This window comes from Stieleria marina (genome assembly GCA_007741555.1).
In the GTDB taxonomy this organism is placed as follows: domain Bacteria; phylum Planctomycetota; class Planctomycetia; order Pirellulales; family Pirellulaceae; genus K23-9.
Genome location: CP036526.1, coordinates 7,325,388 through 7,350,142 on the forward strand (window position 1 = coordinate 7,325,388; position 24,755 = coordinate 7,350,142).

The 24,755-nt window shown below is 52.9% G+C and carries 16 protein-coding genes; 7 read left to right on the forward strand and 9 right to left on the reverse strand.

Features of this window, described 5'->3' with window-relative positions; genetic code table 11:
• Window positions 1-45: 45 nt before the first annotated feature.
• The 6 genes from K239x_RS25870 to K239x_RS25895 form a co-directional block, all read right to left on the reverse strand.
• Window positions 46-1,989, reverse strand: coding sequence for a UvrD-helicase domain-containing protein (locus K239x_RS25870; RefSeq protein ID WP_145421183.1), 1,944 nt, complete (start codon window positions 1,987-1,989; stop codon window positions 46-48).
• Window positions 1,982-4,000, reverse strand: a complete 2,019-nt coding sequence (locus K239x_RS25875; RefSeq protein WP_145421184.1) for an ATP-dependent nuclease — start codon at window positions 3,998-4,000, stop codon at window positions 1,982-1,984. The genes K239x_RS25870 and K239x_RS25875 overlap by 8 nt, the downstream gene beginning before the upstream one ends.
• A gap of 875 nt (window positions 4,001-4,875) precedes the next feature.
• Window positions 4,876-6,729 carry a hypothetical protein gene (locus K239x_RS25880; protein WP_145421185.1) on the reverse strand — a complete coding sequence of 618 codons (1,854 nt, stop codon included), beginning with the start codon at window positions 6,727-6,729 and terminating at the stop codon, window positions 4,876-4,878.
• On the reverse strand, window positions 6,722-8,665 hold the full coding sequence (locus K239x_RS25885) for a hypothetical protein (RefSeq protein WP_145421186.1): 1,944 nt from the start codon (window positions 8,663-8,665) through the stop codon (window positions 6,722-6,724). The genes K239x_RS25880 and K239x_RS25885 overlap by 8 nt, the downstream gene beginning before the upstream one ends.
• A gap of 428 nt (window positions 8,666-9,093) precedes the next feature.
• A complete protein-coding gene (locus tag K239x_RS25890) occupies window positions 9,094-9,774 on the reverse strand; it encodes a hypothetical protein (protein ID WP_145421187.1) in 681 nt (226 codons plus the stop codon).
• A gap of 2,064 nt (window positions 9,775-11,838) precedes the next feature.
• Window positions 11,839-13,101, reverse strand: a complete 1,263-nt coding sequence (locus tag K239x_RS25895; RefSeq protein ID WP_145421188.1) for a hypothetical protein — start codon at window positions 13,099-13,101, stop codon at window positions 11,839-11,841.
• Between the two features lie 183 nt (window positions 13,102-13,284).
• Here K239x_RS25895 and K239x_RS25900 point away from each other — a divergent pair, with 183 nt between their 5' ends.
• Together K239x_RS25900 and K239x_RS25905 are read left to right on the forward strand one after the other, a co-directional pair.
• The gene (locus K239x_RS25900; protein ID WP_419189404.1) at window positions 13,285-14,094 is read left to right on the forward strand and encodes a ParA family protein; all 810 of its coding nucleotides are present in this window, start codon (window positions 13,285-13,287) and stop codon (window positions 14,092-14,094) included.
• Window positions 14,095-14,096: 2 nt separating this feature from the next.
• Complete coding sequence (locus K239x_RS25905; protein ID WP_145421190.1) at window positions 14,097-15,005, forward strand: ParB/RepB/Spo0J family partition protein; 909 nt, start codon at window positions 14,097-14,099, stop codon at window positions 15,003-15,005.
• Between the two features lie 21 nt (window positions 15,006-15,026).
• On the opposite strand, the gene K239x_RS25910 is transcribed toward K239x_RS25905, so the two are convergent.
• Complete coding sequence (locus K239x_RS25910) at window positions 15,027-16,781, reverse strand: hypothetical protein (RefSeq protein ID WP_145421191.1); 1,755 nt, start codon at window positions 16,779-16,781, stop codon at window positions 15,027-15,029.
• A gap of 818 nt (window positions 16,782-17,599) precedes the next feature.
• Here K239x_RS25910 and K239x_RS25915 point away from each other — a divergent pair.
• Window positions 17,600-18,460: an ArdC-like ssDNA-binding domain-containing protein gene (locus tag K239x_RS25915; protein ID WP_145421192.1), complete on the forward strand. Its 861-nt coding sequence runs from the start codon at window positions 17,600-17,602 to the stop codon at window positions 18,458-18,460.
• Between the two features lie 1,071 nt (window positions 18,461-19,531).
• Window positions 19,532-20,356 (forward strand): serine/threonine-protein kinase, encoded by an 825-nt coding sequence (locus tag K239x_RS25920; RefSeq protein WP_419189405.1) that lies wholly within the window; start codon window positions 19,532-19,534, stop codon window positions 20,354-20,356.
• 5 nt (window positions 20,357-20,361) lie between these two features.
• On the opposite strand, the gene K239x_RS25925 is transcribed toward K239x_RS25920, so the two are convergent.
• Window positions 20,362-21,858 (reverse strand): sensor domain-containing protein, encoded by a 1,497-nt coding sequence (locus tag K239x_RS25925; RefSeq protein WP_145421194.1) that lies wholly within the window; start codon window positions 21,856-21,858, stop codon window positions 20,362-20,364.
• A gap of 2 nt (window positions 21,859-21,860) precedes the next feature.
• The gene (locus tag K239x_RS25930) at window positions 21,861-22,895 is read right to left on the reverse strand and encodes a protein kinase domain-containing protein (RefSeq protein ID WP_145421195.1); all 1,035 of its coding nucleotides are present in this window, start codon (window positions 22,893-22,895) and stop codon (window positions 21,861-21,863) included.
• Window positions 22,896-23,044: 149 nt separating this feature from the next.
• Here K239x_RS25930 and K239x_RS25935 point away from each other — a divergent pair, with 149 nt between their 5' ends.
• The 3 genes from K239x_RS25935 (at window position 23,045) to K239x_RS25945 (ending at window position 24,752) form a co-directional block, all read left to right on the forward strand.
• On the forward strand, window positions 23,045-23,434 hold the full coding sequence (locus K239x_RS25935; RefSeq protein ID WP_145421196.1) for a hypothetical protein: 390 nt from the start codon (window positions 23,045-23,047) through the stop codon (window positions 23,432-23,434).
• The gene (locus K239x_RS25940) at window positions 23,431-24,066 is read left to right on the forward strand and encodes a replication-relaxation family protein (protein ID WP_145421197.1); all 636 of its coding nucleotides are present in this window, start codon (window positions 23,431-23,433) and stop codon (window positions 24,064-24,066) included. The genes K239x_RS25935 and K239x_RS25940 overlap by 4 nt, the downstream gene beginning before the upstream one ends.
• 119 nt (window positions 24,067-24,185) lie before the next feature.
• On the forward strand, window positions 24,186-24,752 hold the full coding sequence (locus K239x_RS25945; RefSeq protein ID WP_145421198.1) for a hypothetical protein: 567 nt from the start codon (window positions 24,186-24,188) through the stop codon (window positions 24,750-24,752).
• The last annotated feature ends 3 nt before the right edge of the window (window positions 24,753-24,755 follow it).

Sequence of the window (24,755 nt, forward strand, 5' to 3'; positions counted from 1 at the left end):
TGGCTCCGCTTTGCAGCGGGTTGACGAAGCACATCGTTTCAACGATCACCAGATCGACTCGTCGAAATCAATATCAGCCGCACTCTCGATTCCCACACCTGCTTCCTCAAGCCAGCCGTACAGTAGATTGACGTTCTTGCGGCTTTGCATCCGTTTGAACCGAGATTTTGCGAAAGTGAAAAGCACGCGTTGTTTCGCTCGTGAGAAGGCGACGAAAAACGCATTCGCGTCTCCGGCTGGGTCTTTGAGGTTGTTGAATGCAGCATCTTCAAGCCCGACGAATATAACGGTGTGATATTCCAGTCCTTTGCTTTTATGAATTGTCATCACCGGAATTGAAGTCTCGCCCAGTAGATCGCCGATCACATCGGTCCAGGTTCCAAACTGATGTCGTTCGTCGCCGTAGCGATATCCAAGTTGCTTGACTACGTTGGAGACGGTCTCCTCGAAGAAGGTTCCTTGTCGATACTGCGGATGACTCTGTCGAAACGACTTTTCTCCAATTGCGTCGATGACTCGATTCACTTCGACCTTGATCCCATCGTCTGTCTTTTCACACTGCGGAAGTGATAGCCGCAAACAGTCGATCAAAGTGCTAAGCAGTTTGTTGCGAATCCTCTGCTGTTGAGTGGAGTCACTGCGCCCAGTCTTCTCTAGTACTGATTGAAGGCGGGACCATGAATCCGGCTGAGGCTCATCGCTTACCGCGACGAGAAATGCATCTACAACCAATTCGACTAGGGGCTCAGCCAGCAAGTCCTGTAGTTTTGTTTCATCGCGAACTCTCGCCAAACCGTTGATCTGCTGCAAAGCCTCGACCAGATTGGATGAGTATTGACCGACAAATTTCCGACAGATCACGCAGATGTCTCGTGGTTCGACACCTTCATGCTCGACCAGCTCATTCAAAACTAATGCGATTGCGATCGCCTCCTCTGAATCATCCGAGAACGCGATGACACGACATTGGCCGTTTCCAGACTCACGCCCCCGTCCGCAAACGGGAAGAATCGCCTCGGGCTCGATCTGCTGGGCAAGTGATCCAATGATGTGGATCAGTTCCGGTTCTGAACGATAGTTGGCTCGAAGCACGTAGGGATCTGCAGCGAATTCTTCCGAGTATCGCTTCGTGATTCCAGCCAGTGCGCCTGCCCAAGTCATGATGCACTGCTTCGTATCGCCCACTGCGGTCAGGACTGAGTCTGATTCAAGAAACGCGGTTCGTAAAAGATCGTAGTGAAGGTTGGTCGTGTCCTGGAATTCATCAAGGAAAACGTGAGAGTAGGTTGCCCGCATCGCGTGCAAAACTGCCGGGTTGGTTCGCAACACCAGTTCTGCAAGACGAGCGATCATGTGAAAGTTGAGGTAGCGGTATTTTCCATGAAGATAGTGCTGCCACTGAGACACGGCCAATTGTTCGCGTATGGAACCGTTTTCTAGGATCGCACTTCCGTCGACTGGGAGCCGAAGTGAAAAGCACTCCCGATACCACCGGATTGGTCCAATGCCGGCCACGTCAGCGGGTTCGCAATTGAGTCGTTGGGCCGCCTCTCGGATCATACGGTCTGCACGCTCCTCCTTTATGTTGAATTCAATACGATAGTCGTCGTTTGGTCGCCAGAATTCTGGAATTGCCAGGCGGAATCTATCGACAAGATTCTTGCTGAACGCGTCGAGTGTCATCGAGTCGAATCGCTCTGCAAGTTCCGCAGGCAGACGCTTCCCGACACGATCCTGCAAGTTCTTCGCAGCATCACGCTTTAGGCTGATTGCGAGGATTCGGCGCGGTGACTTGCTCGTGTCCGTTCGCAGCAGGTAGTCAGCTCGCTGAGCCAGCAATTCAGTTTTACCGGCACCTGGGCCAGCAACGACGATACTGTTCCGTTCAGCTTGAACAGCGATCAGGGCGTTGTCTTCTAGAGAATCGATTCCAGCGGGCTGCCAAGACTGCTTTTCAATCTTCAGATTTCGATTGCGCAGTCTAGCCATTTTTAATTTTCCTCTTGATCGCGCGAATCAGACTCTTTAATTCGTCAGGGCATTTCGCCAGCAAGTCTTCGTCTTCAATTTCAGCAAGAGCCGCCATGTGCGTCGCGGGTTTGCTGCGTTGAAGAAAGAGGTAGCGATACCATCGAAGGCTTTTAAGCTGAGTTTCTAGTCGTTCGGGTTCAGCGATGTTTTTCTTTCCGAAAACCGTTCGAAATAGACCAGTGATCTGAGCACTCCTCAGCTCAGGTTTTTTGGAAAGTATCCGTGGTGCGCCGTCGGCAGTCTCCTGGTATTGCTCAGGGAACTTTCGCAACATCGAGTAATCCAGATCGAGGGGGTCAGAAAAATAGACGCCGTACTTGCGAAGGCTCTTAACCCATCCGGTGAAGTCATCATGGGGTATGCCCCAATCAGGCATTTCTGCAAAGGTCTCGTCACTCATGACAGAGGTGTTATCGTCATCGACAACTTCAAGAATTTCTTCTCGCTTATGACCAAGTTCGATGAGTTGTTCACAGACGTAGTGAATCCGCCCCCAGTCGCCGCCCTTTCGATCGCAATCCATGTCTAGCAATGTGAGATGGGGAATGGACAAACTATTGAGCAGTCTCCACATGTGATTCACATGACGACCGCCAAGAGGAACGACAGAAATGACATTGGGATCAGAAGGCAAATCGTTTGCATCAAGGAGACGTGCCATCACAACTTGCTCGCTGTCCCCTTCTCCGAGAACAACAAGGCGAGCAAAATACAATTCCGGATAGGCACGCACCGCCTGGCGAATGAATTTGTCCGCGTCGGACTGTTCCGTGGGGAGGCTCAATTTGTGAGCCGACGCGACCGCCGTGGTCGAATCTAGCCGCAAGTATCGGATTTCCTCGGGTTCAATTCGGGCAAGCACGGAGGGAGAGTGTGACGAGAAGATCGCCTGAGCCCTCGGTGGCTTGATGATCTCGCGAAACATTTTTACTACTCGTCCCAGCAAATGCGGTGCGAGGTGGGTCTCTGGTTCCTCGACCGCGAACACTGTCAGCAGGGGAGGGTCAAGGCGTTCTTCGTCGAACGGATGGTCGCCAAAGAAGTCGTCGATTGCGGCTTGCTCGATCTGGAAAGCGGATTTCACGATCGAAAAGTACAAGAGTGATCGCAGCCCGTCGCTCAATCGATCTACGGGAACACAATCATCCTCTGCTTCGGTCTTCATTCCTGCTGTGAAGGACGAGACGAAGTCTTCAACGGTTTGTGTTTCGAGGTGCAATACAATTTCTTTGAATCGACTGCGGTTGTACAACCCGTTCCAAGACTCATTGAGCGAACGCTGAAGCTCTGTAATTGCCGGTTCACTACTAAAGTCGCTTACGATTCCGTCGGTCGCAGCGTTGATCGAATCGGCAAGGTCGTCTGTCCAACGAGCGGCATCGAGCAACCTTTTGAGCAGCGATTGCGATGAAACACGGACATGCTTCGATGGATCACGTGCTCCGGGAATGTAGTGAACGTGAATTCGCTGTCGCTCGAATGCCGAAAGTGGCTGGCGATATTCATCGTCAATTTCATCTGAAATATCAGAAGACGTTTTGATCCAGTTCAGCGATTGCTCCACCTCACCTTCAGGCAAATTTCCTTTCTGCCAGACTGCTTCGAGGCGGATTCGACAATACGGTCGACCACCGGGTTCATTCACCCGCATCTGCTTGAAGTGCTCAGGAATAGCGGACGCATCATCTCCGCCGCCTTCCGTATCGAATTCGATTCTGGCCTCGATCCAAAGTGACAACGACTTTAGATCGGCATCAGATCGCGAAACTCCGACCGGCAAATGAAAGTCATCGGCGCGAATTGAACGCTGCTCTTTGGTGAGTCCGAACAATCGGGCCAGTCCGAGAAGAGCGGCTGACTTTCCCGCCCCGTTCTCACCTATCAAAACCGAAATATCATTCAAGTCGATCGAAACTGGATTCGGACCAAAACAACGAAAATTGCGAAAACTCAGGAGGCTGATTTTCATCGATTATCTAGCAGTCGGCATAGTGACATTGACGCAGGTTGAAAGTTGCCGGGCCCCAACTGCTAACAAGTAAAGCTCAAGATTCTACAACCCATAGTGAGGCCGTTCACACGGGGTGGCGGCCCCGTGCGTTCTGATTCCCCAAATAGTGGAGAAAAGTGACGCCCGATTGCGTCTGGTGACGAGAATCATCGCCGATCTGGACTCAAAAGAGCTTCTGCGCCGTCGCTCCGACATGCACACTTGGTCGGCGGAATGTACGGCGACGCACGGAATGAGGATGGGACTCTGCGAAATCGGTGATGGCACGGTAACTGCGATGTCGATTGGCTGTTCTGCTCAACACCCGACATCCACACAAGTGTCATTCCGATGAAGATTTCATTGCCAATTGATGGTTCCGATGCCGCCAATGAGACTGTTGAATTCGTCCGTTCGCTAGCGACCGAAAATTCGGTGGACGTCACGGTGCTGATCGCCTCGTACAACCCGACCGAATACTCATTCCAACCTTGGATCCCGAGTGGACCGAGAGGCAGAAGATACGCACGAACGAAATCCTTGGGTCGGCCATGCAAACGCTTGATGCGGTGTGCCAATCCGTGTCGCGGAAATACTTCGGAGCGACGTTGAGTCGTACGCAGGTGAGGGTGTCCATCTGGGGAACGATTTGTCGAACTTCCAGGAATTTGCCGTAGAGCTGTATTGTTCCCACGGCATCAAAGACCTTGATCTTGCGATCAAGAGAACCTCGCGATACCTCGGACACACGGCTGCAGAAGTTCGGCGAGATTACGCGAATGCGATTTCGGAAGCACTACAGTGGCGATAAGCCGGACAACAGTCGTTCTGAACTCAACTCGACCTTGTAGGTTCTAGGATGATTCGGTTGATGCTGGTTCTTCCATCGGAGTACTTGGTGGGAAAGCGAGTCGACGCCAATACTCGGGGATCAACGGTGTGCGATGCTTGAGACAGGCCAGTGTGATTGCCGATGCGGGAACGACACTCGGCAGGGTGATCGGCTCAGCTTCACGGGATGCGCGGACGAATCGCTCGACCTCAGCGGCGATCTCAGCAGTTTCCGTCATCGGCTCATCCCAAGGCTGCCCGTACGAAATGGTGAAGCAACTTCCAGTGTTGGCCAAACACTCCGTCAATACATGTTGCTCCCAATCGGTCGGGGGAAACCACATCATCAATTCGATCGGCTGACAACCATTAATTTGCTTGTGGTTGTCGGCACACCCTAACACGAGTCGTCGATAGATCACGGCTGCCAAGTCAGACGCATCTTGGAACTGCGACTCGCAAACGAGTTCCAATAGGCATGTCACGTACACTGAACTTGTCTCGCAATACTCCGGTGGCGCTTCGCATTCGGCAATCGCCTCAAATACCAGTTCCATTGAATTATTACCTTCGATGAAGGGAAGTTGCCCCGTACCCGCACGACGCATGGACAATTGGTTGACCAACATCGTGAGCCAGACGTGCAAGTCTTGCCTCCTTCCGACACGTCGAAAAACTTGCCACGTCAAGAAAAGCTCAATGTGGTTCAGATCAACGAGCGGACGTTGCGTTGATACGTTGGCATCAATCAAGCCTGCCGTCCAGCTTGCGAGCTGATGGAGCAAACGGAAACCAACTTCCCGTTGGTTATCAGTCTCCCGTGGCATCGCTTCCGCGCACGCAAGACTCAACAAACCAAGCCTTGCGAGGTGCCAATGTGCAACGACTCCGGATACCGCAGTGCCGACCAACATTTCACTGCAACCACGATCAAGGCTCTTCTCGACACATAGATGCTCAATGTTGTCGTGGTAGTATCGTTCAAGCTCTTTGACGTAGAAGTCAATCCAAGTGTGTGCAACCAGATTCCGAATGCCTTTCGTCTCGGTCTTGCGAGCCACTTCCCATATCGCCAGCATCCCCCACTCGATCAAATCAATCCATCCCGTTTCGGCCGTCTCCCGTTTGTCAGCTGATTCCTTAAGAATGATGAGTGCCACGGGCAATAGTCGCACACTTCGTTCGTCAGCATCGCCTGCGAACAATCCGTCGAGAAAGCTACGCCAGTTGGGAATGACTTGGTTCTGCCATTCGTCACTGCCGTGATCGAAGTCGGCAACTTGGGAACAGATGTACGAAAACTGGCTGAAAAACTTTTGCGGAAGCAGAGCTGGCGATAGCAAGCTCGACTGGACCCGCTCAACAAGTGCGGTCAGATTCCAACGATCGAACTCCAGCCTCACGTCGTCTCTGACCTTAGTTCCCATAGACTCCACGCGACGCTCGTACAACTCAATTCCGTTGGCATCTTCGTCCTTGTTGTATGCCAAAATGACTTCGACCAACTCAACTTCTTGGAGCTCAGAAGTCGTCAACCTTGGCGCACTTGCAGATCGCATGTCCGTGTCAAAGTCGTGTCTTGTCCAGTTTTTGTTGTTGAGCACCTCGTCCTTCAACACGAATATCCGCAGAGTCTTGCGATCCGCCGAAAGGTACGACTGGTCATTACCAAACTCAGCTTCATTCTTCGTCTTCGATGTTTCGTCGCCGCCACTACGGAAGAACGGTAGCCGATGTGGCGTCCATCCTTCCTGGATTGCAAGGTTGTAGATGACCCAATCAATGCCGAATTTTGTCCCAGAGCTTTCCTGCCTCGACCGCTCTTTTAAGCTTTGAAGGTAGTAGACCAGGAAGTTCGTTCTCGCCGCATCATCCATCGGTTTCTCTCCCCGCAATCTGGTCAATCATTGTTGCTGCTCGTATTCGTCTAAGTGCCATCCCTTCCGGATCGCTAAATTCAACGATGGGCATTTCAAAACTGGAGGTGGTGCTATGAAATGGAGTTGCCTCAGTCATGGTTCCGTCGACATATTGGCCGAGCGAGTTGCCGTACAGCACTTTAATGTTCTTACACAAGTCAATGAGGACGGAATGCTCGCCCATTGACCGTCGGACATCACGATCCATTTTTCGCTTGTGCAGGATCGCTCCTCGTCTTGCACCGGCAACACGAATATTCGCGACTCCTGATTGGCGTGAAGCAGCAGTTGCTTCGACCAACTCTTCAAACGCATCGACCACACCACCGACCAGTGAATCATCTTTTGCCAAACGTTTCAATTCTTTCAAGAGGCTTCCTGGATAGTTGCGGACTTGCATCTCAAGCAGATCGACATATTCCTCCAACATCTCGTTGCCCATCTGCTCGAACCGAGGCTTGATCGACCACATGAGCCTTGCAGCCGCTTTTGGCTCCAACACTAAACACTGCAGCTCGTAAAACACCATTTGAATAATTTCGTCACTCGCTTTCTTCAATGGACGTTTTGCAATTTGCCGACTTCCTACCCTGTCAAACAAGGCCAACCCGACACGACGAGCGGCACGTTCAGGGTAGACAATCAACTCCGAGATCATCGTTGTTGCGTTCATCTTTTCAATTTCGCGCAGCAGACGATCGAAGGTGCATGGTTGCTGAAACAATTTCAATAAAGCAGAACCGTTCGCAGTCGCCAGCGATTTGAATGTCTCGGAAAACGTGTATTTGTCTTTGATCGAGTCGACCAGAGCACACTCGATCACATGCCACGTGCCAAGAGCATCAAGGGGAACTGGCTGGATTTGGACGATCCAATTGAGCGGACGAACGGTTGCCGCGTCGCCGTCTACGGCGGCGCGATCAAGCCGAGCAGCAGACGCGATACTGTGCTTCGCTTCAGCATCGACGATTTTCTCGGCTTGCAGGTCAATCCAAACCAGCAATCTGTCGTGCAACTTCTGCGAAAGTTTTTCATACGAAAGCAAACTGCAGAACACGCGAGTCAGGCAATCACGATCGTTGTGTTCGCCACGATCGGCTCTAACGATTAGGGCTTCGACGTGCGCATTGGAAATACCTTGGTCTGAGGCCATCGTGGGCCACGACCAATGCCAACTGCGGCGCATCTCTGGATCGTCACTTTCACGCATCGTTTGATCGAGTGCATCGAACCGACATTGCTCGGCTTCCTTTCCGAGTGATTCTGTCCTCAAGAGTCCGAGCAAGAATGACGCGATCCGTAGACGTTCCGTCGTTGGACACTGAACCGCACGCTCAGCAATATCGAGGCTATCGAAAGTTCGATCGACGGCGAGCGTTCGCAATCCGCTCCAATAGTCACTCTGTGCACCGTCATTGCCAATAACGGTGAGTAATCGTTCCAGCCAAGTAAGCAGATACTCTGCCGGTACGTCCAGTTCTTTGAGCAAAGCCGGAACTGAGGGAAGCAAGTTGAAAAGGTAGTTCGATTTTTGGTCGACAAACTCGTCTAACAAGCTCATCCGATCCGTAGAGGCGAGCTGATGAATAGCAGCCAGCCACAACTTCGCGATCGCTTGCCGTGTACCGCTGTCATACCCGACGAGCGAACTCACCATACCCAACGAATCATGAAGGTTGTCGACGCAATTGGGAAACAGCGACTGGAGTACTCCGCTTTCCGCGACGTCATCCGATAACATATTGAGAAGCCTGTTGGACCGCTGTTCATCGCTATCGTCGTCGTCAACAAGCACACCGAGCTTTCGCAACGCGATTCGTAGTTGTTCTCGACGCTGTGCTTCAGGCGTCTGCCGCGGGAGCCGGGGCGAATTTATCTCAGTGTCGTCAGTCATCTTTGGAGAGCTGCTTCACGTGGGAGTCGTTAGTACTGTGAACTGATTCTTGAATCTCTTGAGTTTAGGCGACAGTGGAATGTTCGGCGATGGCGGTGGTTGGAACTTACCGAGGGCCGGGTTGTGATCGGCGGAGGCGAAGAGACGATTCTGGCGAGGTGAGAAAGTCCGGCTGGGAACTATTCGACGTGTCGACTCGCTCAGTTTTCGAGTTCAGCAGAGGCGCAAATAGGAATAGAACGGCCATCTCTTGTATGACAGTCGAATCACAAGTCAACAAGACCTTGTTTGATGAATCCACTTTCCATTTCAAATGCGACGCGTAATATTAAGCAACACGATTGTCACGATAGCTAACCCACATTCCACGGGATATGCAGCGATCGTTATTGATGCGTAGGCGAAGAAGAACACGAAGCACGCGGGACTCATTTTTCGACGCCTACTGATTGAATACTATCCTGGGAAAATGGCCGAACCACACGGCGGCGGAGAGGGAGGACTTCGACAGGCAGTTGTTGCTTGCCTGCAAGCTTTCGTAGGCGGTTGACCTCGCGAAGGATCATTAGCATTTGCCGACGTACTGGGGCGTAGGGTGCGATTGGGATTTCGTAGAGTTGCTTGGCTATTCGATCATTGCTCTGACGCAAGGCTTGCTCAGAAAACCGTGCTCGAAGATCAAGGTATTCCTGGCGGTCGATTTCGACATGGGCATGCCACTTGTCATCGTTTGAACCATCTTTTTTTCGTCCGCCCGGTTTGTAGGTGATGCTGTAACCGGCGTAACGGATTGGCACTCGGCGGACGTCGCGGATGAGGTTGGTTTCTTCGTCAAAGAACCGATGCTCGCCCCTGGTTGCGAGAATCACGAAATTGGATTCATGACGAATGTACTGTAAGTTTGATCGGCCTGACTTCTTCCGGCGAGCGCGAGTGGATTCACTGACTGCGATTCCGTATTTGCTGATGAGTTTTTCGTCGATAGCTCCTGGCGACTTTCCCGCTGGCACTTTTCCTTGCACATGAAACCAATAGCCGTGGCGTAAATAGCAACACGCGATTTGCTGCACGAACCCCTCCACTGATGTTGTTACTGCTCGATACTTCATTGAGCGTCCCTGCTCCAAATTGCTTGCAAGCCAAAAATTGGAACCTGTTTGTTTGTCGGCACAGGTTCCAGAAGCCGTCTCATTCAAAAAACACTCGCATGCATGCTCAGGCGTCTGATCTGCGCAAAAACCAGTCAGGTCGAAGCACAGAGAGCAGAAACACCGTTGCAGAGTCGAACGCCGCCGCAGCACTACATTCATGTATTGTGCCACGCCAATGCATACAACCCTTCACACAAACAACCTTCCGATAGAACCACTGAAATGCAGACGCACTCCCGGTACTACCGTAAAATCATCGCCACAGAACACCAGTGCTCCCGCACAAGTCTTGTGTGACCGCTTGCGTCCTTCCAAGAAATGCCGACTGAATTCGTTTCGGTCGACAACACAAAATCATCAGCAGATTTCAGCGGAGTGCCGGCATCGCACAGAAGTGACTCGCCATTGCGAATGCTCCCGTGCGAATGCCAAACACCAACCGCATAAGCTGCCCGTCAGTCCTTTCGTCGTGGCAAAGTTCTCGGCACCACCCGATCACGCCAACGAGACTGCACTGCCTTGCACAGCCATCGCTCAAGTCGCACAGAAAGCTCCCGCTGACTGGCTTCTCGACTTCTAATCAGACCACACTCCCACTCTACGGCGTTTGAATCACTCGGCGAACCACTGCCAAGCACCGGTAACCGTCCGGCTGCCATAGAGCTTCCTGCGTTAGCTATTCCCTTCACCTTGCGGATCACGTCGCTATCCCGTGTGACCGGGAGGGAATTTGGCTGTATGTCCAGTTCGCCAGAACCGGCATAGTTTCGATTGCAAGTTGCAATTTGCGACAAAACAATCATTTCTGAGGGGCGAACGTAGAAGCCCCCTCTTACCCACCAACCAAAGTCGTTCGCTGCTCGGCAGCGTCTTCCGCAAAGTTTACCGGCAAGCCCTCGCGGGCCTTTCGTAGTTGAGCTATTCGCCGTCGTTGGATTTGCCAACGATCGCCGCAGTAAGTCGCCTGCGGTTCGGTCTGTCGCCAGACTCGAAACTCCCCACGCCGGGCAGGTTGAGCGAGGTCGTTGACCTCGAACCCCCTGCACAGGATTACGCACCTCTCTACTCATGAATCTCTTCATCAGAAAGTACCTCACCTGTTTTGAAAAATAGCGGCCTCAATGCGTTCTACGAGAACGCCTCAAGGTTTTTCCGCATCGCCCCCGCCCAAGGCATATCTCCGCCGCATCATTTGACGCCAGCGCTGTCCTCGCGGGACCGATTTGCATCGGATCGAATCGTCGGATTACTCGATGATGGGGTTCTCTGGCATACGAGGCCAGCGAGCCAACTCGGATTACTCGACGAAGCCTCCGTCGAACTGGACAAGCACCTCTCGATGCATCCAGCTCTACGGGCCAACCGCGTAACAGGAGGTTAACTCTGTTCCCTTAGCCTGAATGGTAAATTCAAGTTTACCGGGTGCGATTGCCTACTGATGTTTGTCATGCATGTCACAACTCGCCCACTGAATTCGCAGCAGACTCGAAGCAACGCGTTTGACTTTCTTTACAGCAATGGTGGAAATCCGATTTCCAACCAATGGAATTTCAATACCGTACCCAGAGACGATTGCAAACTTTTGGCTTGGTGAAGCCGAAACGTGGTCGGTGGTGAGTGTTTCGATTTACGAGCGTTCGCATCCAGCGAATCGACCTATCAAAAGGCGAAGTCAGCGTTGCTCAGATAACGACTTTCAGTCGTAGCTCTGTGAAGATTGCAACTTGCAATTTAGGTTCGACACCTGTGGATAGTTTATTGACCAACGTGTAGTTCGCGTCGCAACGGCGGAGCAAGACTGCGTGTAGTCTGCGTCGCGTTTTCTGGGCGCCGACGTGTAGTTGGCGTCGCAGAATCTTATTCAGTCGGTCGACGCTGGTTTCGCTACTTGCCTGACATGATTGAGGAAATGCCGGAATCATGGCCGGTTGAAACGATTCCCCAAAGTACTTGTACAAAGATCTACTGTTCTAATCAAAGGATTGCTTCGGAAGATCTCTGTTGTTTGGGTGTGGAATGACGCTAGTTGAAGCTCTTGAGAATGTCTGCGGCTGTTTCGACGGAAGCGTCCTGCTGAGACTGCTTGACCGCAGAATCGCCAAATAGTTCGGCGCGAAGGTTGGCGAACAACTTCTGACTTTTGTTAGATAGCTCGACCTGATTCTGTTCCTCGCGTCTGACTTCGTGCCACCAATCGGGAGCCGTCCGCTGACCTTTCGACGCCTTGCTGACAGAGTCAACGAAAAACGCCATTGGCGACTTCTTAAAGAAAGCTTTTCCAAACCGTTCCGATGCGGCTTGGGTGATGTCCGCCCATTCCTCCAATAGGCGAGCCGGGTACTTTCTCGAAAGCGAATAGGCCGCGCCGGTCTCGAATCCCAGGCCGATGAGTGTCTCGATAATTGGCTGCAACTTCTTCATTGATGCTTTGTCCTCCGCTCTTTGGTCAAAATAGACGCCGCGATTTGCCGAAAGGACATATTTGCCTTTCGACACTCGTGAGATTTCTGCATCCCTGACAACGTTGCACGCACCCAACTTCTTCAGACACCGAATGACTTTTATGCGAAGGTCACGGAGCGTAACAGTCGGCGAGAAACCCATCAGCTCAACTGCAACGTATCGAAGATCGAAGGACGGAAGCGAACTTCTCCGATGAAAAATCTTTGAAACGAATAGGAACAACCGCCGCGACGCGGGATCAAGGCTGCGATACAGTTCCAAGTCGAACCGAAGTTGACTCGCTCCATGCTTCGCCAGATCGAAAAAAGTTCGATCCCAGTTGAATCGCCAAGCTCGATGGGACGAACCGCTCGGAAGGTCGTAGCTAAAAAAATGAAAGCTAACTTCTCGATGTTCAGCCTTGATCGGGTCGTAGAACGCATCGCAAAGGTAACTCGTGACGGATAGCCGTCGGATTGCATCTCGAAACAGACGGTATTGCTCGCCACCACGACCAGAGCGTGTATCGACGACACCAAGCTGTCGAAGGCACCAGTGGGGTGTCGCTACTAAATCGCTGCGATCGTCCTGTAGCGAGAGCGTCAGAGCCAGCAAACCCCAGAGATAGAGTTCATCACTCGCCGACAGTCCGAGCGGACAGAAGACTCTTGCATGTGCCGTTCGTCGCTTCCGCTTTGCATCGCTGTATCGGTATTCGACTTGATGAACCAGATTTTCAGATAGTGACGCTTGGCGGTCGAGCGGACACAGGGAGTGTTCCACCAAACTCAGTTGACCGATTCCTGTCTGGTTTTCCGCTTTTTTGTGCTTCGTTTTCTCCATGCAACTCAACTCCCATCCGCTTCGTAGCATGAAGCAGGGGGGTATGACAAAGCGAACCATTCCGCCTGCTTGTTTCGGTCGATGACGAAATTGCTTGACGACCAGCCCACTGCTTTGCGACCATTCGACCAGCGATCTCAGTCACTTGCCCAAGATTGCAAGTTGCAATCTTATTGGAGGAACATGCCAACAACGTTTTGTTTGATCAACCAGAAGGGGGGCTGCGGCAAAAGCTCGACTTGTTTCCATCTAGCCGGAGCGTTTGCGGCTCAGGGGGCGAACGTCTTGCTGCTCGACATGGACCCGCAAGGTTCATTGAGCCAAGGCTTTCTCGGCTCGTCAATCGTTGAGAGTTTGGAATCAGATCAGACGTTGGCGATGTTGTTCGACGAAGCAAGATTCTTCGCTAAACGCGACCAGATTCTGCGTCCAACCCAGTTCGAGGGGATCACGCTTTGCCCAGCGAATCAATTGCTTTCTCCGTTCAATGCACCGGAGCCAGAGAAGACTGGGATGTTGCAGTATGCAATCCGCGAGTTCGTTGCCGAACAATCTGGCTTCGACATCGTTCTGATTGACTGCCCACCGAACCTGTATCGATGCAGTTGGACCGCAATGGTCGCTGCCGATCAGGTTCTCATTCCGGTTCCTCCGGAAGACTTTGGAACGCAAGGTCTGCGTGCTGTGCATCAGTGCGTGGAGCAAGTCCGGTCACTCAATCCGAATCTTCAAGACTTGAAACATCTGGTCACTCGCTCAGACTGCCGCCTATTAGTTCATCGGATGTACGAGCAAAAGCTCCGCGACATGTACGGGAAAACTGTCATGGAGACTGTGATTCCGGAAGCATCAGCGTTCAAAGTCGCTCTCACCAGACGACGCCCGGTTCAGTTCCACGATTCCAAGTCAAAGGCCGCAAAATTGACTAATTGCTTGGCGCGTGAGATTCTCGACCGAATTGGTAAGGATGAATCAACACGCAAGGTGGCATAGTTATGGGAAGCACGCGAAACGCACTTGAAGAAGTCAAACTGAACGTCAACGAATCAATGGGGCTTCGGCCGGCGGAGCGACGCACGCAACTCGCTCCGGTTTCTTCGGCGAAAGATGTTGGCCGCGTGCCGCTGCGAACATTCGGCAAAATCGACGTTAATCGAGTGATTCCAGATCCCGACCAGCCACGGACTGAGTTTGATGAGCAAGAGATTGCCAAGCTTGCCGCGAGCATCCGGTCCCACGGGCAATTGCATCCGATTCGTGTCCGATGGCACGAGTCGAATGAAAAGTGGATCGTGATTTCAGGTGAGCGTCGCTGGCGCGCTACGAAAGCTGCAGGACTGCCGAACGTCAATTGCTTTTTCGTCGAAGGAGAAATTTCCGAGCCCGAAATCCGTGAACAACAATTGGTTGAAAACCTTTACCGACGCGACTTGAACTCGATGGAGGAAGCTAGAGCGTACCAGTCACTCATGACGCTGAACGAGTGGAACGGAAAACAGGTCGCCGAATCGTTACATCTTTCTACGTCCCGTGTTAGCCGAGCACTTGCGTTGCTCGATCTGCCCGAGGAACTTCAGTCTCAGGTAGAAAGCGGAACACTGTCCAAGTCGTCGGCGTACGAGTTGAGTAAGCTCGACAACGATCGCTCCATATCTGAATTGGCAGCGAAGGCCGCTTCAGGCGAACTGCCGCACGCCAAAGCGGTTCGTCAGGTCAAGATCCGCCGAGGAAAAAAGGTGTCCAAAGCTCGCAGCGGCATCCATCTCGTTTTTGCTGCGGAGAATGGTGCCAAAGTGACCGTGACAGCTACGACCAAGATGAACTATCACGAGGTCGAATTGGGACTGAACCAAGCACTCGATGATGTCCGCCATCGAATCCGCAACAACATCAAGTTGTTCTAACGCAATTCACCTGCTGCTACGTTAGAAATCGAGGTCCACTTCTTGGTCGGCCATCGGTTCTGGTGGGGCTGGCGGAAGGATGGATGACATCTCAGTGACCTGCAACTTATTACGGTCTGCGCACCATGACATCAGATACTTGCCGTCAGCAGAGAACGCCAATGCCCTGACAAGTTCTGTTCCGCAACGAAGGAATGCATACCGCTGCCGATCCTTTGCGCTCCAAATGTTCACAAAACCTTTGCGATGTCCTGTCGCTATCCACCCTGTGTCAGACTCAGCAAACGACGCGAACTCTGACGTCTGCCAATTGGAATCCGTCAAAGGCGTTGGGCGCATCGGGTCGTGCTCGATGAGCTTGTCGTTGGTTACTTCATCCGTGAGGAACGGTGTGAGTGTCTTTGCACCAAAGTCGAGCCGCATCAACGAATCCTTAGTCAAAATCCACATCCCAGTGTTGTCGCGGGTAAACTCGGCGAAGGAGAATCGCTTGTCACGCATTGAAATCGCGTGCACTTGTTCGCCGGTATCTGTTGACCGGACTTCAACACCTATCCCGTCTCCGTCCCACTGACGAGCTACCGCCGCACACAGTTTCCCATCTCGCGAAACATGTGCCCAACTCCGAACTGAGGCGTGATCGACAAATTCCCACTGAATCGTTCGGAGTTTTTGTCCGGACTTTGTGTCGTAGATATTATGGGTATATTTTTTCGCTCTGAACGGCTTGACTGCCATGTGGAAGCGACCGTAGTTATCGGATTGTTCGGTTCCCCTCGTTTGAAACCCGGTCCGCAACAATTCAACGTCATCTTTTATGACGCAAATGATCGAACCATCATCTGAGGGACGCCAAGCTTGAACGACACCATTTCTGTTGTCCAGAGCCTTCACGCGACTGACGATTTTTTGGGTTGCTAATTCGATGACGACAAATTCACGCCGTGACGCTCCGCACCAGACAACGCAGTGCCTCCCATCGGGCAGCATCTTAAGTCGAAATCTTGTATCGGCCATTCTCCTTTTCGACTGCGGCATCGATTCTGCGTTTACGGTGTGCCTACGGACTCTCCCACTAGTCGTGTCATGAATCTGGAGGCTCCCGAACTTATCGATCGTCAGAAGCCTCGCTCCGTTGTCCACCAACCATACGTGTTCAAGTTCGGGCACGCGGCACCCCCAGACAGAAAGCTGTGAGCGGACGTCGAACAACTCTAAACGTCCCTCTGGCCACTCGACCAAACCCCAAACGCCATTCTTCGAGAGCATATATTGCTTAGGGAAAATTGGTTGATCGTATCCAAAGAACGAACCTTTTGTCACAACTGGAACTTCAATCTCCGCATCAGCTTCACAGTTGAACACGCGCATCAACCTCGATGAGGCGCTGTAACTGAGACATGCTCCTATTGTTCCGCTCGCCGAAAGCCAGCCGCATCCAGAGGTGGCATCGTATTCTTGATTCAGCGAAAGCTGGCCATCGTCACTCACCGAGTAACACTTCACCTTGTCGTCAATTTCGGCGACCACCAGTCTTTTGCCATTGTTGGAAAAACGGATCAACTTGGCATCGTCCGCTGCAACCGTTGCTCCCTTGCCAAGCGGATCAAGCGTCCAAACTTGAAGTTTGCGGTCAGATCTGAAAGCGATGAACCGTCCATCCGCTGACCCGGATACAACTGATGACCGGCCCTCGACGATCTTGTTATCGCTTACCCCCTCACGCCAAATTTCGACGTTTTCAGAGGTAAACGTGATAAACAACTTGCCGTTCAAGCTGGGGAAGCTGTCGTAAATTCGACTACCAATCGTAAAATCTTGCTCCGGTTCAGTCTGATCCAAAACAATTCTCGTAATGAGCGCGGGCCGGCCACTTCGTACTGCGAACACAACCTTCGAGTCAGCACTCCACTTGAACTCAGAGGGAGACTCAAGCTCTGGTGAAATCGACACCGCGACGTGATCTGCCTGCTGCGAATCCTTTTTCGCGAAATAGATTGTGTTTTCCACAAGTGCCGCCAGTGTCTGTCCATCGGGAGAACATGACAGAAGCTTTACGGCACCTGGAAACTCGATTGGCTTCGGCGTGGCACCGCTGGAAGCAACGATCTGATGCACCGATGACTGGTTCTCTGCCGGCACGAAAGCAATCGACTGATCTTTTGTGCAGAAGCAGTAAACACTCGCGGTAGCGATTTTAGTGGGTATCGCGCGGTTAGTCGGTTCGGTCAGGGGGATCTTAGATTGCGCCCAGCAGGGAACCGCAAGCATCAGTATTGAAATCGCCGTCGTAAAAACCCGCAGCATGTCCGGTACCTCCCCGTTTCAAGAATGGAAAGCCGACAGTTTAGACCGTCCTCTGATCGGAATCTATGTAGCTGGAGTGAATGGATGGGGCCTGTCTGCTGCATTTCTGATTGTGCCACAGCGTCAAGGTCCGTTCGTCCCGCCGCTTCGCTCTAGTCCTCACTGCTGCTTTCGCTGCGCGAAAGACTCCACCTTGACTTGCTGTGTTGGATTCGGGGTGGCCGCCGACAGGCCGCGTAGAGATTTAATCGCTGTAAAGTCGGATGCAGCAAATGGAGAAGAGAACAATGAAAAAAGATGAAGTAAAAGCACTTGTTCAAACTGGAATCGACCAGCTTAATACCGCTCTGGCAGCGGGGCACTCTGTCCGTCTGAAAGACGTGATGAAACTGATGTCTCGATTTCACAAGTACAGTTTCAACAACTGCGTACTGATTGCGGAACAATGTCCGCATGCAACAAAAGTGCTGGGCTTCCACGGTTGGAAAGCAATCGGGCGGTCGGTCAAGAAGGGCGAAAAGGGGATCGGAATCACAGCTCCACTGGCCGTCAGGAAGAAAGACTCGCCTGCCGATGAACGGGAGGTTTTCGGCTTTCGGGTCGTTCACGTGTTCGATATCAGCCAAACCGAGGGAGATGAATTGCCGGAGTTGTCGGAGCCGACTGGAGATGTGAAACGCTGGATCAGTGCTGTCGAGCGATTGATCGAGTCCAAAGGAATCGCGCTGAAGTATGGCATTCTCGATGGTTCGACGTTGGGTTTCTCGTCGATGAAAAAAATCACTCTTCTTTCCGGACTGAAACCGCCAATGCGGCTGGAAGTTCTCGTTCACGAACTCGCTCACGAAATACTGCATCCCAACAAAGAAACTCGGAAACGTTTGACCAACACCGTGAAAGAGACTGAGGCACAAGCTGTTGCACACATTGTTTGCCAAGCGTTGGGGGTTGAGGGCTTGGAACACTCTGCCGAATACATTCACCTGCACAACGGCAACAGTGAAGTGTTCGCCGACTCGATGCAGCGCATTCGGAAGTGTTCGTCCGACATTCTGAAAAGTCTATTCGACGACGAGAAACGATTGGTAGGAAGTTCTGACGCTGCCGATCAACGTCCTCCCGTGCCGAATGTAAACCTTGCTGCCTAGCCGGCCTACTTTACGGCGACTGCGGAAAGGAACACGCTTCGACTCCGGTCCGTAGTCGTTTTTCCTGCAACTGGAACTTGGGCTTACCCCGTCACCACTCATCGCTGCCTGCAAAGCCAACCTCGCACTTACCCCCTTCCTTGTCGAAAAAATCCGGGAAACATCGCATCGCCCGGTGGGCGATCTGGTAGATGGGTTCCCGCTCGGTTTCCGCAAACTTCGTCTTGCGGAACACCTCGACGGTCACTTGGCTACGAGCGATTCCCGACCGCGTTCGCGATCAGGAGATCCCTCTTCGCCCACCCCGCCGCTCGCTTGCGACTTTCCGCGTCGCGGAAGAGTCGACGTACTCACTTTGCGGGTCGATCCGACTGACGGCTTGGATGTGCCAACCGATGACTGACCCGCCCGCTCTATCTTCCGAAAGAGTTGTCACAACTTGCGCCCTCAGCCGGGCCTCTCTTCTGCGCCTCTCAGGCTGGCTGGGGCCAGCCCTTCGGCTTTGTTCCGCTGAACGCTTCACCGGCCCTGAACGGGCCGTGACGCTCACCGCTGGGGCGGTTCGCTGCGGGCTTGAACGCCCGCCCGTCTCGCTTGGACGCTCGACTCACGACCGAGCCTGCTGGGGCAGCCTGCGGTCGCCTTCCGCCTCCGCTGGACGCTCCGGCGGTTAGCGGCTCACTGGCGTTCGCCGCCGTTGATGGCGGGCCGCGAGGCGACCCGCTTGCCGCCCCGAAAAATGGCACCTGCACCGGAACATCAAATGACCCGCTGACGTTCCATTCCTGATTCCTTTGAATCCCATGTCTGCAAGCGACTTAGGGTCGCTTGCGACCGGCAGGTGTTAGCTACAGGTGTTTGGAAATACTTTGCATTACACTCTGTCATTTGGACATCGTCGTTTCTTGGAAGGAAATTCACCCTATGCCGAACCGCCCGATCCGATATCGAGGGGTGGAGCTTCCGGTTATCGAACGCTTTCGGATCGGCGGTCGCACGTACCTTGCCGTCGCTAAAATCGGCTCGTCCGGACGGCGGGCTTTTCGGGTCTTCGACCCAAGTGCAAAACAGATGCGAGCACTGCACATTCTGCCGACTTCGTCCGGCGGCGTTGACCGAGTCCGCACGCTTCAACGGCTCACGCGAGGCGACAACGAAATCCTCCAAATTCTCGAATGCCATCGAGACGGTGATTCTGTTTACGTCGTTTTGCCGTGGGTCGACGGGTTCAATCTGAGGTCAGTGCTCAACGGTATCCGTGATCGCAACCGGCACCGAATCGCTGCCCCTGAGGCCGTCCGTCTCGTCAGAGGTGTGGCCCATGCACTTCGTCACCTTCATCGCCAAAAACAGATCGTTCACGGCGACATCAAACCGGCAAACTTAATTCTCACCAAACGAACCAGTCTAGTTTTGATTGACTACGGCAACGCATGGACGGTGGAGCGAACGACGAGACGAGAGGAAGGCGACGGCACGAGCGGAGTCTACTCGTCTCCAGAGCTTTTAGGGGGTCAACTCCGTGTCGACTTTCGAGCCGATTGCTTTTCACTGGGGGTCGTCCTGTATGAAATGCTGACCAGTCAAATTCCTTACGATGGTCATGGTGGCAAAGTCGGAATGTTGCCTGACTCCGTTCAGTCCGGGTCACGCTTGGTGCCACCTAGCGAGATCAGTCCCGAACGCGACCAAATTCCGAGACGGATTTGGAAAACGGTCGACGACCTGTTAAACCGCTCGCTGGCGATAAAACCGGACGATCGTTTTGAGACATCTAGTCAATGGCTAGAAAGTTGGAACGCTGCAATGGCTGAAATTCGGCAGACGACTCGGCATGGTCCGACGCCGACTCTTGTGAGTCGAGTTACTGATTGGATACAACGAAGGATGACGTGATCAACTTATTCAAGCCGACGCATCTTCCGATTGCGATCATGCTTGGGTTTCCAATTGAATCGGTCTCCGCAGTCGCAGTGGAAAGCCCTCTTCCCGTTGTGGAATGGAGCGGGGTCGAGCGGTTCCTCGTATCGCATCGTTTTGTCGTCGAGTGCAATTGAACGAGGGTGACCGAAATGGCAAGCACTGCATACATTCCCGGTGACCGGCTCGGGAGGTTGACGCTCGCCCGCGTTCGACTCGATGATCATTGCCCGAACTCGCTCAAGAGCCGTGTGAAGTCGCTCGCGGTGCTCGTTCGTGTTGGGCACCGTCATCCCTTGATAGGTGTTTCCAAACAAAACGATACCGAAAGGGCTGTTCGCACCTTCGGTAGCTTCAATCAGATGGCAGTGTGCCATGACTCGAACGATATGTTGGGGAAGCACCGGTCCTTCGGGTTTCCGGATCCGATGAACAGGAATGCTCATCGTCCCTTTGTCTAAAATTCGTCGCGGTTTTCCACTGAGTTTCCACCGCTCATCATTCAATGCGGCTTCGGGCCGACGCACTTCATAGCCAGCAAGAAGTAACCCCCACCAATCAACCGGCTGGAATGTGTTCTTACCCGGAACAGGGTTGCATTCGGTCGCGAGCTGGGCGGCAAGTCTTCGGTTACCGATCTCTCGCCAACGTCGGAATGCCCGCCATGCAAAGATCGTCCATCCCGATACCAATACGATCAGCAGGAGGGGATAGACTGGGTTCCCAAGCAAAGTCAATGACAGGATGACAACTGCCGCCACCAGCCCCACCGGGCAAGCAAACAAAACATAGAGAGCGTGCGTGTACGCTTCTTCAATAGCTGCCTGTTCGTACCATGGAAGCAAAGCAAGGGAGGGGAGTTCCTCTTCCGGATCGGAAAAACCACCCTCGTGCGTCAGCACCCCAGCGCGCGGGCAAAAAGTATATTCTGCAAGCGTTGATGCCGTCACATGTGGATCACCTCCATCCGCATCAAGCATTGGTGAAGGCTTACGTTCGATTCGTGTCGCGTAAGACTTCGGTTCTGCTTCGTCAGTAGAGTTGCTCTCAAACCGGTTCAAAGGAGCAGGTTTGGGTGGCGATTCACTCTCTGTGACGATCTTTGGGCCAGCCTTTCGCTCAATCTCGTCGATGTGCAAAGATGCGATCTTGAGGAAAACTTCAGTTCCCTTGAGCAGTTTTTCGTCAGTCATTGATTCGCGACGCGTGTGGGAAACGCTGTTTCGCACTCGGATTGCGAAGTCAGCGTCACGATACAAACGCCGCCCGAGAAATTTCTGCCGCTTTCTCAAGAGTTTTCCCAGACTCGGTTCAATGATCTCTGGTGACGGGAAATGCACCTTTAACAGGTCTTCGACAAATACGCCCGCGTCTCGTAACTGATTGACTGGATCGAGCAGCTCACGAAGGAATTCCAGCTCCTCTCGATAACGAGCAATTGTCTGCCAGATATCTTCATCTTCATTTTCTGCTGTCATCTTTACGCCCACTTTTCAATGACGGGGATAACTGAATTCATCGAACCCGGACGATCACTCCGGAAGACGCTCGCTGCTTTGGTAAGACACGATTGAATCGAACTTGGCAGCAAGGAACTTGCCAATGCTGACTTCTCTGATCCAATGTCGGGCAATTCGCCGACTGCGGCGTGGACACCAATTCTCGCCCAACTGTAGATGTCGGATCGGACATCCACGTCATCGGCATCTGCTTCCCCTGCACGATAGGGATCAGTTGGCCACTCCGCTGTCGATACCGTTGGTCCGCGATCAATCAGCTTGGCCAGTTCAAACTCCGTGAGTATCGCCCGCCCATCCGAGTTCCGAATCGTAATTGTTGCCGGTGTGAGTTCGCGTCGAACAATTCCTTTCTCATGCAGCCCGTGTAAGCCGCGAGCCACATCAAGCAGCAATTCTTTCACGACGAGCGGTTCAAAAGGTCGCCGCCCCAAGGTTCGTTGCAATGGTTCACCGTCAATCCATTCGTCGATGACCCAATAGAAACTCTCGACCGGATCGTGAAACGCCGTGAGGTTGCGAATGATATTTGGATGGTCTTGCAGGGAACCGCAAACGTTCGGGTGTCGCTTGATCCAAGTACGACATCGTTGCTCCTCATCGGTGGTCATATCTCTCAAGTCAAAACGTTTCCCGCGTGCCTGACGATCCAGTTCCAAATGCCGAAGACGGCAAAGCTGAAATTTCAATCCGTTCGACGCCGTGATCCAATCCGACAGAACATCGGATACCAGATATTCGTGAACTGTCGATGCGCCTCCAATGGGAGTCGACGCGTCCATCAACACGTCGAGTGTTGTCCCAAGTGCGGCGGCCACCTGCGACGCCGTTGTCCGGTAAACGGATTTTCCGGCGAGCAGATTGTTGACTGTCCCCGTCGAAACGTCAGCAAGCTCTTTCAATTGTTCAACGCTCAGACCGCGATGATTCATCGCGGCTGTCAGCTTCGAGACGTTGATTGAAACCGTCCGTCCGTGTTTCGGTCCTGCGTTGGTCATTGGCCACCTTGGTTTGTGGTGAAACCAACTTGTTCGCAGATTGCACCAGCTTGAATTTAGCGTGAACCGAAGGTCGCCAATAATTCTGTCACTCCGGGTCGGATGACATTCCCGGAGAGTTGCTTTTCAACCCCAAGACAGGATTAGCCATGCTCCAAAAAACGACGCAGTGGATGACAGACCGGCTTGTCGAGCGGGCCTTGCCAAGCATCGGAAGCTTCATGGCTTCCGCTCTGCAACGCATGCTCATTCTCGGTCACGCAGATCATCATAACCAATTGGAAGAACAAGCTCGACGGTACGAAGCCGCCGGGAAACCTCATTTGGCGAAGCTGATTCGCGATCAAGCTCAAGAAATGTCGCTGAATGATCCGCTCAGCTCGGCACCGGAAATCTGTGAGCGGCTGACGGATGACAGTCAAGCAGACATGGGGTTGCCAGTCGGTTTGCCCGACACGACGACGCCCAAAAAGAAACGCGGCAATAAAAGGCCGGTTCGGATAGACGTTTCGGAAGATGCCGGAGAATCCAGCGAATGAGTAAGCGGACGCATTTTACCGATCGCGACGTCACCGTCCTGCGAGCCTTGAGCTTGCAAGTCCGCTTGTTTGGCCAGCGTCAACTGGCCGATGCACTCTGGGCTGGTGACATCGCCAATGCTCGCCGTCGCCTGCGTCGTTTCACTGAGTTGGGGCTACTTCAACGCAGTCTGGTGATGGCCAGGCCGTTGCCAGAGTTGCTAAGCCCGGTGTGCGTCTGGCAGCCGGGCCAACCACACCCGGATGTCTCGCAAATTGCATTTCGGTTGCAGAGTCGATGGCGATACCGAACACCTCGCTCAACGGTTGTTTTCCTGCCGACCGAGCAAACCGTCAATCACTTCGGTGGACGCAATAAGGCCGTGATGTCGGCTCAGGTGTCACATGACCTTGGCGTCTCCGAAGTCTGGCTTTGGTTCTATTGCAACCATCCAAGTTATGCCACCGCGTGGCGTGGTGAGGATCTGATTACCGACAGCGAACCCGGCCAATCAATGCCTGATGCAATTCTCATCGACTCCAACGATGAACCAGCAATTTTGATCGAGTTTGGTGGCGACTACCAAGCCGATCGGATCTCCGCCTTTCACGACGATGCAGTCCTGCGTGGCCTGCCCTATCAAATTTGGTAAGGACTTCAATGAACAAATCAATACTCCGACCAAGAGACCTCGCCTTCGTTGAATTCGTCCGGCGCTACCGTCTCGCCACTAACCACGTCGTCGCCACGCAATTGTTGCCCGGACGGTCGATGAATGCAGTTGCAAAAGTTACTGCACGCCTCTGTTCCGCTCAAATCCTGAATCGCTATGTCCTCGTTCCGCCAGAAAACTACTTTCGACTTGGCGGCAAAGCCATCAGCACGCTGGGAGTGTCATCACGTCTTGGTGAATCGCTCGGTCCGCAAGCACTACCAACCGATTTCGCAACATTGATCTATGCGACGAGTGGAAACACGCGTCGTCGACTAACGGGTGAAGAAGTCAATCAATACATGCCTTGGCTTCCCGGAGACTTGTCTCACTCCCCCTATTGCGTTGACAAAAATGGCCAGTTGGAACTCATCCGTGTCGATCTTGGTGGTTCACCGCAGCACGTTGCTCGAAAGACGACGCAGGCTTCTCTTGACCGCCTAGATGTTCCGCAAATTTCTGAACTGGCCGCTGCAACTCGATTTCAAGTCGTTGTCTTGACCACCAGCGAAGAGAAGGCGAAAGCAATTTCCAAAGCTCTCGTGGCTTGCGGTTGCACTGATGCCGTTCGCGTCCACATCGCTGTGATTCCACGTCTGTCATTCCTTTTGCTTCGAGCCCACTAAACG